10 protein-coding genes are annotated in these 15,173 nt (G+C 48.5%); 1 reads left to right on the top strand and 9 read right to left on the bottom strand.

Going from position 1 to position 15,173, the window contains the following annotated elements:
* Positions 1 to 98: 98 nt before the first annotated feature.
* The 3 genes from NQ544_RS12075 to NQ544_RS12065 all read right to left on the bottom strand — a co-directional run bounded on the left by NQ544_RS12075 (position 99) and on the right by NQ544_RS12065 (position 3,761).
* Positions 99 to 1,349 (bottom strand): ATP-binding protein, encoded by a 1,251-nt coding sequence (locus tag NQ544_RS12075; protein WP_006848951.1) that lies wholly within the window; start codon positions 1,347 to 1,349, stop codon positions 99 to 101.
* A 275-nt stretch (positions 1,350 to 1,624) separates the two neighbouring features.
* Positions 1,625 to 2,812: an FprA family A-type flavoprotein gene (locus NQ544_RS12070; protein ID WP_040553662.1), complete on the bottom strand. Its 1,188-nt coding sequence runs from the start codon at positions 2,810 to 2,812 to the stop codon at positions 1,625 to 1,627.
* A gap of 13 nt (positions 2,813 to 2,825) precedes the next feature.
* Positions 2,826 to 3,761 (bottom strand): PfkB family carbohydrate kinase, encoded by a 936-nt coding sequence (locus tag NQ544_RS12065; RefSeq protein ID WP_006848949.1) that lies wholly within the window; start codon positions 3,759 to 3,761, stop codon positions 2,826 to 2,828.
* 120 nt (positions 3,762 to 3,881) lie between these two features.
* Here NQ544_RS12065 and NQ544_RS12060 point away from each other — a divergent pair, with 120 nt between their 5' ends.
* The gene (locus NQ544_RS12060) at positions 3,882 to 5,264 is read left to right on the top strand and encodes a M16 family metallopeptidase (protein WP_006848948.1); all 1,383 of its coding nucleotides are present in this window, start codon (positions 3,882 to 3,884) and stop codon (positions 5,262 to 5,264) included.
* 1,141 nt (positions 5,265 to 6,405) lie between these two features.
* Here the strand turns inward: NQ544_RS12060 and NQ544_RS12055 are convergent.
* The 6 genes from NQ544_RS12055 to dapB form a co-directional block, all read right to left on the bottom strand.
* Entirely contained in the window at positions 6,406 to 8,976 is a 2,571-nt protein-coding gene (locus NQ544_RS12055; protein ID WP_006848946.1) for a hypothetical protein, read from the bottom strand.
* Positions 8,977 to 9,180: 204 nt separating this feature from the next.
* On the bottom strand, positions 9,181 to 10,842 hold the full coding sequence (locus tag NQ544_RS12050) for a histone H3 family protein (protein ID WP_006848944.1): 1,662 nt from the start codon (positions 10,840 to 10,842) through the stop codon (positions 9,181 to 9,183).
* A gap of 651 nt (positions 10,843 to 11,493) precedes the next feature.
* The gene (locus tag NQ544_RS12045) at positions 11,494 to 12,111 is read right to left on the bottom strand and encodes a WbqC family protein (RefSeq protein WP_040553659.1); all 618 of its coding nucleotides are present in this window, start codon (positions 12,109 to 12,111) and stop codon (positions 11,494 to 11,496) included.
* Between the two features lie 150 nt (positions 12,112 to 12,261).
* The gene (locus tag NQ544_RS12040; RefSeq protein ID WP_040553657.1) at positions 12,262 to 12,702 is read right to left on the bottom strand and encodes a S26 family signal peptidase; all 441 of its coding nucleotides are present in this window, start codon (positions 12,700 to 12,702) and stop codon (positions 12,262 to 12,264) included.
* A 16-nt stretch (positions 12,703 to 12,718) separates the two neighbouring features.
* Positions 12,719 to 14,167 carry a signal peptidase I gene (lepB, locus tag NQ544_RS12035; RefSeq protein WP_006848941.1) on the bottom strand — a complete coding sequence of 483 codons (1,449 nt, stop codon included), beginning with the start codon at positions 14,165 to 14,167 and terminating at the stop codon, positions 12,719 to 12,721.
* A gap of 9 nt (positions 14,168 to 14,176) precedes the next feature.
* Entirely contained in the window at positions 14,177 to 14,938 is a 762-nt protein-coding gene (gene dapB / locus NQ544_RS12030; protein WP_006848940.1) for a 4-hydroxy-tetrahydrodipicolinate reductase, read from the bottom strand.
* Positions 14,939 to 15,173: the final 235 nt, after the last annotated feature.

Raw genomic sequence — 15,173 nt, 5'->3', positions numbered from 1 at the left:
GAGCGGAAAAACAACTGTTAACTGTTAACTATGTTAACCCCAGTTGTTCTTCCGCCCTTAAACTTTTATTCTTATCACCTTCCCGCTCAAAAAGAAAGTTACTTCAGCATCCATTCCCAAGCAGGAATTATGTGCACCGCCTTCCCATCCACGGTGAGTTCCTCTTTCTCATTCAGCGTAATGATGTAACCCTCAGACAAATCATAGATTTCCATCGCCTCTTGCAGACCCTCTATCTCACGCTTGCGAGTCTTCTCATCATCCATCTTCACCGTAACCTGGTAAGCCTGGGTAATCCTTACACCTTCTCTCACCACAAAGTCGCACTCTTTCTTGTCGGCATGGTAGAACAAGTCGTAACCCCTTCGCAGCAATTCGATGAAAACGGCATTCTCCAGTTTTACACCATTGTTATCCGTGACATTGAAACCCATCCTGCTGATGATGGCATTATCTATAAAATACACCTTCTTCGGGCTCAACATCTGGGTCTTTACCGATGGAGCATACTTCAATAACTGGAATATCATGTAGGTTTGCTGAATATATTCCAGATAGTTCTTGATGGTTTCGGGATGGCGAATGCCCACTATCTTTCCCAGCGAGTTATAGGTAACACGCTGGGTGGCATTGCTGGCAAGATAAAATGCAAGTTCTTTAATTTCCTTGTCGTTTGTAAGACCATTGCGAGCCATCACATCCCGGAAGATAATGCTCTCATAAAGTGAGGACAGGTAACTGACGGAACCCGTCTGAAGATATTTCGGGAAACCACCCCTCTCCAAGAAATCACGGAAATGACCCAGCAGTTTGGAACGGCTCGCCATCAGATAGAAATCTTTCTGCGAAGGCTCAATATGCTCCAGCTGCAAGTATTCGGCAAAAGAGAAAGGATAAACCTCCACAGAGATATAACGCCCTGTGAGATGAGTGCCCATCTCCTTGCTCAGCATCCGGGCATTTGAGCCTGTCACCACCACCTTATTGCCTTCATTGTAAAGGCGCCTCACAAAGGTTTCCCAACCCGCAATGTTTTGAATCTCATCAAAGTAATAGGTGTGCTGCTCGCCGAAAAGCTCAAAGAAGCATTCCTGCAAGGTTGCAAAATCTTCAAGCTTAAAGTTTACGAGACGCTCATCGTCAAAATTGAAGAAGAAATCTTTCTCCTCCAACTTATCACGCAGTTGCTGCAGCAACACCGACTTTCCACATCGTCTTACACCAGTTATGATAAGGATTTCCGAGGTGGTAAGCCATTCCTCTTCTATGTGTCGAGGGATGGCAGCCTGCATAAGATGCCTGCAGTTGTCCTGCTGCTCAAATATTATTTGTTTCAACAGTTCTTTCATTGCTCTACTATTTTATGATTCGTGGGCAAAAATAAGAAAAATATCTGAAAGTAGCAAGAGAAAAACAAAAATCTTTCATTCTGAATGAATAATTTTTCAGAAATCTTTCATTTTGAATGAATACTTTCAGCTAAAACCTTTCATTTAGAATGAATAGTTTTCGATTAGTTCCTTAAAAAACAAAAGAAAGAGCGGAAAAACAACTGTTAACTGTTAACTCTGTTAACCCCAGTTGCCTTTCCGCTCTTTTATAATAATCTCTAACAAGAAATCTTTTATTCTGCCAGCAGCTTCTCTGCCATAGCCTTACCCAGAGCCTCGCACTGCGCCTTTACCTCTGGAGTAATCGCCTGCTTCATATCTACAGGCTCGCCCACTGGCTCGTAGTGGAGCTTGGTTTCGTTCCACTCCTGAATCTTTGCTACTGCCTTGCTTGCCCAGCAATGAGAACCATACCAACCGAGGAGGTGGTTCTTGACGTCCTTATTGGCAAGCTCGGAGAGGAGAACCTCCATCTCGTGATAAAGACCGGCATTGTAGGTTGGAGCACCCACGATGAGACCCTTGTAGCGGAAGATGTCGCGCAGGATGTAGCTGTGGTGAGTCTTCGAGATGTTATACATTACGATGTTCTTCACGCCAGCCTTGCTTGCCGCACGGGCGATGATTTCTGCCATACGCTCGGTGTTGCCATACATGGTGCCGTAGCAGATAACCAAGCCTGGCTCCGTCTCGTACTTCGACATCTTATCATACATACCGATAACCTTCTCAATATGCTCGTGCCAAACCGGACCATGGGTTGAGCAGATGTAATCCAGCTCCACGCCAGCCAACTTCTTCAAGGCATTCTGAACAGGGATTCCATACTTACCCACAATGTTTGAGTAGTAGCGAACCATCTCCAGCCAGAAAGTCTCGCAGTTAATTTCCGTATCGATGATTCCACCGTTCAGCGCGCCGAAGCAGCCGAACGCATCGCCCGAGAAGAGCACCTTGTTCTTTGCATCCAGGGTAACCATGGTCTCTGGCCAGTGAACCATAGGGATGAGAACGAAACTCAGCTCGTGGTTGCCCAGAGAGAGGGTTTCGCCATTCTTCACTTCTACCACATCATCAGTTACGCCGTAGAAGCCTTCGAGCATTCCCAAGGTTTTCTTGTTGCCCACGATCTTGATGTTAGGGTAATATTTCTTGATGAGGGCGATGGAGCCGCTGTGGTCAGGTTCCATGTGGTTGATGATGAGATAATCGATTTCTCGGTCGCCAATCACCTCGTGGATGTTCTCGAGGAACTGGGTGAAGAAATCAACCTCTACAGTATCTACCAGCGCGACCTTCTCATCGTCAATGATATAAGAGTTGTAGCTCACTCCGTTAGGCAAAGGCCAGAGGCCCTCAAAACGATGCTTGTTGCGGTCGTTAACGCCTACGTAATAAATTTTGTTTGTTATTTCTGTCATATCTTTTATATTTTTATAATTCCTTCTTCTTTTCTTCTCCGAATTCCTTGGAAACATAATTGTAGATGTCCTTGCAGCATTCGGTGGAGAATTCTTGAGCCGAAACAAGGAGACTGTCCCATTGCGCCTCAGATAAGCCGCGGTCGATGTCCTCGCGGGTGATTCCATCCTTGATCAGTCCGAAAACAAAACCGGCATTGAAATTATCGCCGGCTCCGATAGTGCTCACCGGCTTCATCTTCTCCGAAGGATAACTCTTGGCAAAGCCGTTCTCGGCACGAACCTCTACAGGCTCAGCGCCCTGAGTGCAGATAAACTTCTTGCAGTAGAAACTGATTTCGGCATTATAAACCTTATCCGCCTCCGGTTTCTTGTAGAGGATTCCAAAGTCCTCGTGGCTTCCGCGTACGAAATCAGCCATTTCCAGGTTCTCTATCAGATTAGGCGTAATCTTCATGATTTCGTTCTGATGAGAAGCACGGAAGTTGATGTCGTAATAAAGAATGGCGCCGTGCTCCTTCGCATACTCCAGGAAGCCGGCAACCTGAGGACGGACCACAGGATTCAGAGCGAAGAACGAACCGAAGAGCACGATGTCGCCAGGATTGATTTCCGGTGTGGCAAACTCCAGCTGGTCGTGAGGATGATCCTTGTAGAAAATGTAGTCGGCATTGTTGTTCTCGTCGAGGAAAGCCAGCGAGAGCGGCGACTTCGATTCCGGAAAGATGCTCACATTGTCAGCATTCACCCCATTATCTCTCAAAAACTGAATCACATACTCTCCTATGCGGTCGTTGCCCGCCTCGCTGATAAACGAAGCATTTACGCCCGCACGACCCAACGAGATGACTGCATTGAATGATGAGCCACCCGGTACTGCCTCTATCGGCTTGCCGCCCTTGAAGATGATGTCAAGCACGGTTTCTCCTATTCCTATTACTTTGCGCATTGTTTTTGTTGTCTATATTTTATTTTTTGGTGGCAAAGATAAGTCTTTTTGGCGATAATGCAAAATAAATGACCATTTTTTTGGATAAATTACATTTTCAGTGTAACTTTGCACCTTGAAATGAAATACAATACTTATACACTCGATAATGGACTCCGCATCATCCACCTGCCTTCAGACAGCAAGGTGGTGTATTGCGGTTACCAGATTAACGCCGGCACCCGAAACGAGGAGCCGGGCGAAGAAGGACTTGCCCACTTCTGTGAGCACGTTACTTTCAAGGGCACAGAGCGCCGCAAGGCGTGGCACATTCTCAACTGTCTGGAGAGCGTGGGAGGCGACCTGAACGCCTACACCAACAAGGAGGGCACTGTTTATTACTCCGCCATCCTCAAGGAGCACATCGCAAGAGCCGTAGATCTGCTCACCGACATCGTTTTCCATTCGGTTTATCCGCAAGCGGAAATCGACAAGGAGGTAGAGGTAATCTGCGATGAGATAGAGAGTTACAACGATTCTCCTGCCGAACTGATTTATGATGAATTCGAAAATATCATCTTCAAGGGTTCGCCGCTGGGTCACAATATTCTGGGCACAGCCGAGCAGGTTCGCTCGTTCAAGACAGAAGATGCGCTGCGCTTTACAAGAAAGCTTTACCGGCCGGATAATGCGATATTCTTCGCTTACGGAGACATTGACTTCAAGAAGCTGGTGAAGCTTATCAGGAAGGCGCTCGCAGATGATGATTCGGGCAAGGTTGCTGAAAATGCAGCGAATTCAGTGGGCAAGCTTGCTGAGGAAAAGCTCCCACAGATTTCACAGATGACACAGATTTCAGGGGATGAGAATTCTATTACTACAGAAAAATCTGTGTCATCTGTGAAATCTGTGGGACCTGAAAAATATCCATCTGTGGGACCTGAAAATTATCCATCTGTAGGGAAAGAGATTGCCGGGCAGACGATTGTGATGCAGAAGAATACGCATCAGGCTCATGTGATGATTGGAACCCGCGCCTACGATGTAAACGACAGCCGCAGAATGCCGCTCTATCTGCTCAACAATATGCTGGGCGGACCGGGAATGAACGCCAAGCTGAACCTAGCCCTGCGCGAGCACAACGGACTGGTTTACACCGTAGAGAGTACGATGGTGGCTTATGGCGATACGGGCATTTGGAGCATTTATTTCGGCTGCGATGAGCACGACGTGAAGCGCTGCCTCCGCCTGGTTCGCAAGGAACTGGATAAGTTCATGCAGAAACCGCTGAGCGAGGCGCAGCTCAAGGCCGCCAAGAAGCAGATAAAGGGACAGGTAGGCGTGGCTTGCGACAACCGCGAGAACTTTGCCCTCGACTTCGGCAAGAGCTTCCTTCACTATGGCTGGGAGAAGAATGTAGACCGACTCTACGAGCAGGTGGATGAGATTACTGCCGAACAGATACAGGCCGTGGCTCAGGAGTTGTTTGATAAAGACAGGCTCACCACGCTGATTTTCAGATAATGTTGATTTTCAGACAAATAGCTCAAGTAATAAGAAAATAAAGAAGGCAACAACTTGGGTCGTCATGCGACTTCCCTCGTTGTTGCCTTCGTAATTTAATGAATTAAAAACTGCTTTTTTCTTAAAAACAACTAACAATTAACCTAAAAACTTAAACCTAAAAACCTAAAATGAAAATCTATAAAACCTAAAACGAATTCTTAACAATCTATATATGAAATCCCCAATCAGAATTTATCACGAAAACTCTCAGGGGACAGTATGAATTTCAAATGAAAAGGAGTTTTTACTCTCCTCTCTGATTTCGGAAGCCCCTTCGGCTCCCTACTGTTTTTTACTCAGCTGTGCATTGCTGCCAGCCATTTTTTAATCTCGGCTCTTTTGGAGCCCTTCGCATGGCTAATCTCCGATTAAGCCAACTTGTTGCTAATAGCACCAACTTCAGCTACACATGCAACAACTACTGCGAAAATCATTCCTAATACTAACATAATCTTTTCCTTTCTTAAATTTGTTATCTTAAATATACAATCTTGTAGTTTTACCTAACAAAATCTTAACTCTCTTTATTTCTTACCTCCCGGAGGAGGATTTCTATGCTCTCTTAGCTTCGTAGCTTATTTGCCGCAGTTCATTCCGAGGTTCATACCTGCGCAAGCTACTACTGCGAATGCTGCTACTGCTACTGTCATTATCCCGAACATTGCCATAATCTTTTTCCTTTCTTTTAACCTCTTAATCAGTCTCTTCGAGATTTTCCAGAAGTCCTCGTCCGAATCTCAGAACCAGGTTCCGAACCGGTCTCAAACTTGTCTCGAATCGATTTCGTAAGTTATCCTTACTGAATCAATCTTTTATCCTTTTTTCTTTTTCTGGTGCAAAGGTACAACTTTTTGTGTGCGCACACAAATATTTTAGGAGAAAAGTTTCAAAAAGCCCTTTTTTCTTGATTAAGGTCAAGAACATTTACATTCTCATTACAAAAACGGGCTATTTTAAAGCTTTTGCCCTTTCAGGGCGACAGGCGTGCTGCCATTATTACCCAGGGCGGTGCCCTGGGCTAGGAGCTTCTGCCCTTTCAGGGCGTGCTGCTAAAACGTGAGGGGCGTGGCATTTCACCACGCCCACTCCTTTATCACCGCTACGCAGCCACTCCTGGCGTTCCGTAGTGCCCATACTTGGCGATGAAACGGGCGGTCTTGGTGAAGGTGCCGTCCTCGTTCTTCATGATGAAGCCACGCTTCTTCCAGTTGCACAGCAGGATGGCAAGTTTCGTCTTGGTGCCATGAACCTGACAGATGTTCTGAATCTCAGTCTTGTCAAAGGTGTCATGAACGTAGAGAAGAAGATTGCTCACACCGGGAGTATGACACACAGAGCGGCTGTCTGCATCTATCGCCTCCTGCATCTGATTGCCGAAGAAACGCATCTTGCACCACAAATCATACTTCACGCTCCATACGATAAAATCCTCTATCGCCTTCTCCCACTTCTCGCCATTCGCCAGATAAAGCACCATCGCGCGGCGGAAACCATTCGCCAGGCCACGCTTGGCAAACTCGGCGTAAGGCTTGTTGTAAGCCAGCTGAGCCATCTCCATAATCTCATTCTCCAGGCGCTCGATAAGCTGGCGAGCCTTACGGCACTCCTTGAAACCTCTGGCTGCGTTCAGCTGCTGGATGTAAGGAGAAAGCTGCGACTTGAACTGCGCATCATAACTGCCCACCTCCGGACGCGGAGCGAAATCGGGACGGATGATGGTGGCGAGCGACAGGCGGCTCACGGCTCCATCAGCCACCTCACGAACCGAGAAGAACTTCTGCGTAACGGCAATGGTGCTCGAAGCATTCCAGTTGAAACGGGTCTTTACGCGGGCTGTAACGCTCTTGGTTCCTACTCGCTCCTGGCCGTCCTCTGAATTGTCCCAGCAGAGGCGAATCAGCTGGCTAGGGTCATTAAACTTCCTGAGCATGTCTACCTCGTCCATCTTGCAATAGAGATAAGCATCGCCAGCCTTCTGTACATCGTCGAGACGCTGGATGTAGGCAGCGCGGGTAAGGTCGGGCGAAACGATGCGGATGCAGATGTCTTCCGGGCGCACAGGCTTCTTCTTGTTGTCGCCCATGGTATTCACCTCGTCCTTCCAGTCCTGCTCCTTCTGGCGGTTCACCTTATCCATCTGAACCAGGTCTTCGATGATGCAGTCGATAGGTCCGTTGACGAGCGATTTGCCTGACGACATGGCTGCAATGAGCAGATTCATCATCGCCGCCTCGTGCACCTGATTATCCGTGTAGCGGAAGGTTACGCCCTTAAGATGAGCGGCAAGCGCAGGGAAGACCGCCATTGCCACAGCCGCCTTGAAATCGGCAGGCACCTTGCTGGTGAGCAGCTTGATGAGCTTAGGCAGCTTGGCTGGCAACTGAGGAGGAACATCGGCATAGATTCCCGCCTTCTCGGTGGCCTGCTTGGCAAGATGATTCTTGCGGGCAGTCTCTACAGCCTGCTTTACCAAATCCGGAATCGCGGTAGATTGCGCCACCTTGCAGGCATTCTCTACGGTGGCGAACGCCTTCGCCTCGTCTTCGCCAAAGGTTTCTATTACCTGCTTGATCCAAGCCGCCTCACTATTACAGATGTATCTTAGCAGGCAGGCTTCACGATAGATGAAGTTGTTGCGGTTGCCGTGGACAGGAGCGCCGCCCATCAGCTCTACCAGCGCCTTCACAATCTCCCCGTAAGGAACGCCGTCGTAAGTCTGCTCATACTGCACGGCATTGGCAGCCCGTCTCGCCTTCTCCTCCTCGCTCTCGATGGGTTCGAAATCTACGGTTGGAGCAGAAGATGCATTCTGAAATGCCTGGCTCAGAGAAGATGCATTCTGAGAGGCTGAGCTCTGAGAGGCTCCTGACCGGGCTGAATCTACATCCAGCGGACGGCCGTCAATATCCAGTCCTCTCTTGCGGTAAGCCTCACTATATTCAGCCACGGCTTCCTTATCCAGGCGCTTGTACCAGTCGTCGGCAGTATAAATCTGGCTTGCCGCATCGGTGATGAAGATGATGCGCTCCGGGGTTACGCAGCTAGGGTCTTCGGTGGCGTGGATGAGTTTGCAGAAGGCACTCTGAGCCTCAGCAATGGTCATTCCTACCGGGATGCGGATGTCGATGTGGGCCTTGTTGCGGGCTGAGCGCTCGATGTGGAGCACCTTTCCCTTCCAGAGTTCAATGTCTTCGGCTGAGAAGATTTTCTCTCTGAAGAGCTTCTCTGTAGGCTCATCAAACATTCCGTTCAGCAGAAGGGCGTTCTTCACCGCTGGCTCAACCTCCTCAGGATTATCAATGTCTACGGTTGTCTGGAAGGTGAAAGCCTCCGGGTCGATGAATTTCTGGGCGCGATGGTCATCGAGGAAGTGGAAGTAGTGAGGTGAGCGGAAAGGCAGCTGCTTCTTGAGGTCAGAAATCTTGCGGTCGAGCTGCTGGTAAGTCTCTCCCGCCTTCATCTCCTCCTGCATCATCTGGTTCTGCTGGGCGGTGAGGTCACGGATCTGACCAACGAGCTGTGCGAGCCAAGGCTGCTTGGTGAGTTCGGTGTAGTAATCGAGGAGATGGGATGAAATCTGTCCCATGTTCGCTCTGCGGTTAGGGTTCATTGCGATGATGCGACTGCTGAGCTGCTTGCATTCATCAAAGGTTAATGATTTTTGTGTCATAAATCTATATTTTTTTTAGTTGTAATAGACAGGCTCTTTTTGCAGAAACCTGCCGCCTTCCATTCTGAAAAGCGGTGCAAAGATAAACAAAAAAAAAGCCGTTTGCAAGTTTTTTCTGGGTTAAAAAAGCAGGGGTATAAAGAGGGGTATAAAAAGGTATAAAAGTATAAACAAAGGGTATAAGAGGGGTATATTAATACCCCGCTAGCTACCATCACTCGCCATCATCTCGTCATCTTTCATGGTGTTCGAGGTTGGCACTTTCTCATCCACCAGTTTCGGCAAGATTTCCCTCAAGTTCACATTCTCCGAACTGGCTGTTGTTCCCATAATCATCTTGAAAGCATTCACAATATCACAATAACGATTGAATCTTTCCTTGCTTACCGAGCCCAACTCACCTGAATCAAGTTTCCACCATTCCAGAGCCGCATATTCGAAAGGTGCAGATTTCGCCTGCGTAAGATCCTTCCATTTGCAGAGCGGAGCACGCTCCGTATTCTCCGGAGGTAGTTTTTCATACAGGTGGGCCAGATGTTTGCAGAAGGCTGTAGGAGCTCCCATATCGAATAGCCCCCACCCGTTTAAGAGTCGGAACACAGGGAACCAGTCGGATTGCTTTTTCACCAGCAATTCAGGACAGCCTTTTTTCTTATAAACCGCTATCTTCGGAATTACCAAATCAACCAGTTCCATGAATTTTTCTTTCTTCACTTCGTTTGAAGGCTTGGCACCCACCGCCTTCATCGCCTTCATCGACTCCTCATCGCCGTGCTTGCCCCACTGCTTCACATCGTCCACCCTGCCGTTCATAATCATCAGCACGATGCCCGAGAGCAACTGGAGCATCTTCTTTCTTGGCACACGCTTATAGAACACCTGACGGAGGAAATCTACAGGGTCGGCCTTGAATGTTGGGTAGAGATTGTGGGGGAAGGCGTGCAGCTGCTGTTCTATGGCGTCCAGCTGGTCTTTATAATCGTAGGTGCCCGTCTGCTTCTTCTTGATGGCATTCGGGGCTTCTACGAAGAAAGAATAGGCCGCACGCTCGCGGTAAGCCGAACTGGTGATGAATCCCATCTCGGTAAGCAAAACGGCCCGGAGTCGCTGCAGTTCCTCATCGTCTATCTGCTCCAGCTTATGAAGAATGCGGCTTCTGGCCTGCGTCATTTCGCGGGAATAATCGCTGCGCTGGATTTCGAGGAAACTGCTGAGCCGCTCTCTTGCCTCAGAAAGGCAATCAGCAAGGTCCTCGCGCAGTATCACCTCAGTTTCTGCATCAAGAAAACGGTTCTCTGCCACAGAAGAGGTTTTATCGGATGCAGAAGAGGAGTTATCGGATGCAGAAGAACCTTTATCGGAAGCGCCTTCAGAGAGCGTATTCTGGAGACGGATGATGCTGTTGATGACGCCTTCGAGCATCATAGTGCAGTCGCTGAAGCGGGTGAGCTGTTCGATGGGCAGCACAGGACCGGAGTATTGCCAGTCATCATAAATCTTATCATCATATATTTCGCGGCGCGCCTGCTCCATCTCCTCATCAGAAACATCAGAGAGCGCCCTCACCATGAGCTGCAATCCAGCCTTATCGCCCTCGTTCTTGCTGTTGCAGCCTATGCAGCGGGTGCGCAGGTTCCGCTCCTTACGGGCGATGATAAGGGCGCGTACGTCCTCGCCTTCCAGGGCTGAAACATAGCCTATGAGCTGCTGTTTGTCATAAGCTTTCACCGCCAGCATGTCGAAGGTGTTGGCGTCATCGGGCACGAGGCAGATGGTTCTCCCCTCTGCTTCTTTAGCATACTCTACCTCATGGCCTTTCACGTCATTATGGGTGAGTCCTACGATATGGAATGTGAGATTCTTCATTTTATGTTGTTATTATTGTTTTTACGTTTGTTTGCAGTCAGGTTACAAAAGTAAGGTTTTTCGATGAAACCACCAAGCATTCTTGTTTAAATTTCCTAAAAGAGGGGACAGAGAAGCCGAGGGGGTTAACAGGGTTAACAGTTAACAGCCGTTTTTTGCATGGCCCCCTCGCGTACCTTATTATATAATAATATATATATACTTATTTTTATATAAGTGTGTGGATGGAAGTATGCATTATTGGGGTGTTAACTGTTAACCTGTTAACCTTTTGCTCTCAGAGCGCCCTTCTTCCATCAGAAATGCGTTCTCTCCCGATACTTGTTAAAGATGGCTGGCTGAGCCTTGTCAGAAAAAAGCTCAAACGCCCTGCTACAGCCCGTTTTACGGGCTTATATGATGACTGGAGAGAGGCATAAATGATGACTGATACGAGGCTTAAATGATGGCTGGAAAGGGGGCTAAATGAAGCCTCACGAGGGGATGGATCATGCATCGCGAGGGAAGAAATGTTGCGTCGCGACGGAACAGGGAATGCATCGCGATGCAGAAAAAAGGGCTTTTTAGAGCGGAAAACCATGAGTTGCGGGGCAGAAAACTATGAGTAAGTTTTGTTAACGGGAGGGAAAACAACAAGGCGATACTCTTCTCTTATAGGAAGAATATCGCCTCGTTGCCTTCATTAAAAAGGAGGTCAAGGATGCTCATATTGGGCTGAAAACCGTATTTCTGCTCGTAAACCTGGTAATAGCGCTTCGACTCGAATTCGGGGTCAAGAAGAGGTTTCTTGGGGCGAATCGCATCGCGGAAATCCTTGATTTCATTCTCTTCTTTCAGTTCTTTACTCTGAATATAGGCTTCGGTGATTGAAATCTTCGGACGGATGTCGAGGAGCTCTATCATCTTCGCGGTTGTCTCCATGTTGAAATCGAAGAGGAACTCGTATTTCTTCTCGTAGAAGGGGCGGATGTCGTCCTGATAATACTCGAAGAAAGGGCTCTCGCCATAGGCGGAAAGGAGCGCATTCCAGTGCACGTGGCGCCAGTTGGCGTGGTCGGAGATGCGTATGTCCTTCATCGACAGAGAGATGTCGTGATTGGTGGGGATGGTGAGCGAGAGGGGGCCGTTGGTGGTAGGGATGATCATACGGTTACGATAGGTTTGCTTGATAAAGCTCTCGTGGCGCTCTATCAGGCATTCATCGTAGCGGTTCAGCTTCTGGTACCACTGGATGGGGCCGAAATATGTGGAAGAAAGAAGGGCTTTCAATTTCTGCTTTGTTATGAAGGGTTAATGATGAAGAGGGGGACGAGCGATGGAATCGCTCGGAACGGGGGCAGACGGGAGACAAGCTTCCGGCGGGGCTCTAAGCAGCGGCGAGGAGCAAGAGAGAGAGAGAGGAGCAGCGGAGCGAGGGAGCTAGAACAGCTTAAAGGCTTTACCTATCATCTGATGCTTATGAACGAGCTGCTGGCCGGTTGGCGTCTTCAAGAGATAGAAACGGCAATCCTTACAGCCGCAGCGCTTGCAGCAGATGGTTGGAATGACGAACTGCACGGTGTCGATGCGCAGCGTATCGCCAGGAAGCTTCTCTATCCTGCCTATGAAATGAGACTCGAAGACGCGCTTGCGGTGCTGGTTCTTGGGCTGGTAAACCACCGTATCGGTGAATACAACCACATCGCCACGCCCGAAATTTTCGCAGTCAATCCTGTTCACTATCACCCGGTTGCCTGCCTTCAGCTGGGGCGGAAGCCCACCCTGAGGCACCGAGAAGATAGTGAAAACATAGGTGCGCACTGCCCAAGCCAGAAGCAGCGACAACACCAATGCTATTAGGAATTTGACGGCAGTCTTCAATTCTTATTTCTTTTTCTTACTTAATATTGTCTACAAAAGTGAAGAGGCGATTCCAACGGATGCCCGAGAAGCCCGGATGATCTGGGCTGTGGCTCCACCAGATGAAGATAGGCTTGCCCACGATGTGATCCTCAGGCACGAAACCCCAGTAGCGGCTGTCGGCTGAGTTGTGGCGGTTGTCGCCCATCATCCAGTAGTAGTCGAGCTTGAAGGTATAGCTCTTCGCCTGCTTGCCGTTGATGAAGATGCGGCCAGCGTAGTCTACCTTCAGGTCGTTGCCCTCGTAAACCTTGATGCAGCGCTCGTATACAGGCAGATTCTTCAGCGTAAGAGCGATGCTCTCGCCCTTCTTCGGAATCCAAACCGGACCGTAATTATCTCTTGTCCAGCCGGTATAGATGTTGAGCGGGTAGAGGTCGCCATAGGTTGCATCCGTATTGATAGAGATGCTCTCTACGAGTTTTCTGTTCGCCTTCAGCGCCATGTAAGCCTTCTTGGTAAGCGGAATCACGCCACTCTGATTATACATCAGCAGGTCTTCGTTGGTGATTCCCAACTCATCGGCAAGGTCGATTGGGAACTCGCCCTTGAGCTTCATCTTATAAGTATACTGCACGTTATCAGGCTCCTTGTTTGCCTTTCCGTTCAGATAAACGATGCGGTTCTTGATCTGCAGGGTCTGTCCAGGCAAGCCTACGCATCGCTTTACATAGTTCTCTCGGCGGTCGGTAGGACGGCTGATGATGTCGCCATATTCGCCCGGCATGCTGCTGATGTAGTTGCGGCCAGTAGCATAAACCTGCTCAAAATAGTGGCGCTGCTGCAATGGGTTCATCGCGCGCACATCCCTTTCCTGTCCGTTCTGCTGCATCAGCTGGTCGCCGATGCTGTAAACCATCTGGTAGTAATCATTCGCCTGATAGCGCTCCTCATTGACGAGCGTATCGCCTGCAGGATAGTTGAACACAACGATGTCGTTGAGCTTCACGTTGCCCAATCCCTTCACGCGGCGGTAATCCCAGTGAGGCCACTCAATGTAGCTCTTCACGTTGACCAGCGGCATGGTGTGCTGGGTGAGCGGCATGGTGAGCGGAGTTTCAGGAATGCGAGGACCGTAGCTTACCTTGCTCACGAAGAGATAATCGCCCGTGAGGAGACTCTTTTCGAGAGAGGAAGACGGAATCACATAGTTCTGGAAGAAGAAGAGGTTGATGAAATAAACCGCTACGAGAGCGAACACGAGCGCATCTACCCAGCTCATGATGAAGCGCACAGGGCCTTCCTCATCCTTCCACCACTGCCAGTGAATCTTCTTGGTGATGTAAACGTCGAAGATGAACGGAACCACAATGAGTCCCAACCAGCTTTCTACCCAAACCAGAAAGAGGAGATAGAGGGCGAGAACCACTGCGAACTTCGCCCACTGTACCTTCATATTGAGTTTTTGTTTCTGCTTGTCTATCATAACTTCTGCTTAGAACTTAAATAAATCTGATGTGGTGAGCAAGCCGGAATGGTTGGCTGTGAACTCAGCTGCGAGAACGGCTCCCAGGGCGAAACCCTTGCGAGAATGGGCGCTGTGCTCGATGGTAATCATATCAGCATCGCTGTCATACATCACGGCGTGGATTCCAGGAACCTCACCATCGCGTACGCAGTTAATAACCAAATCCTCATCGGTAATGTTTGCATCGCCCTCATCGTGATGACCATCCTCAGTCCAGTAAGTAACGCCACGCTTCCAGTCCTTCTTTCTGTCGATGTTGTCGATGATTTCCTCGGCAAGGGTGATGGCTGTACCTGATGGCGCATCAAGCTTATGAACGTGGTGGGTTTCCTGCATGCATACAGAGTACTGTGGGAATCCGTTCATGATCTTGGCCAGATAGCGGTTTACGGCAGAGAAGATTGCCACACCGATGCTGAAGTTAGACGCCCAGAAGAGGGTCTGCTTACCGTCGGCGCAGAGTTTCTCCACGTCTTCCTTATGGTCTTTCATCCAACCTGTAGAACCTGAAACCACCTTCACGTTGTGAGAGAAAGCCTTCAGATAGTTGCCGTAGGCGGCAGTAGGGTTGGTAAACTCAATGGCTACATCAGCAGAGCAGAACTCCGGGCTGTCGATGTCTTGAGGGTTATTCACGTCAATCTTACAAACGATTTCGTGGCCACGCTGCAGGGCGATCTCCTCGATCATGTGTCCCATCTTTCCGTAGCCGATCAAAGCAATTTTCATCTTTATCTATTTTTTATTTGTTCTTACTTTTTGTTCTATTCGGCAAAAAAAATGCAAATGAGCGCAATGAAAGCTTGCTTTCAAATTGCCGAGTGCAGCTTTTTTTATGCAAAAATACACATTTTTCTTCGAAAAACCTTGAAAAATCCTTGTTATTATAATAATAAATAGAAAATTTTGGTTATTTTTGCAGTGATTTAAGGCTTTTAGCCTCATTTAGTAACTAAAAAAGAGA

The organism is Segatella copri DSM 18205 (genome assembly GCF_025151535.1).
GTDB classification, from domain to species: Bacteria; Bacteroidota; Bacteroidia; order Bacteroidales; family Bacteroidaceae; genus Prevotella; species Prevotella copri.
The sequence above is the reverse complement of the archived record's forward strand: the minus strand, read 5'-3'. Positions and strand labels throughout refer to the sequence as shown.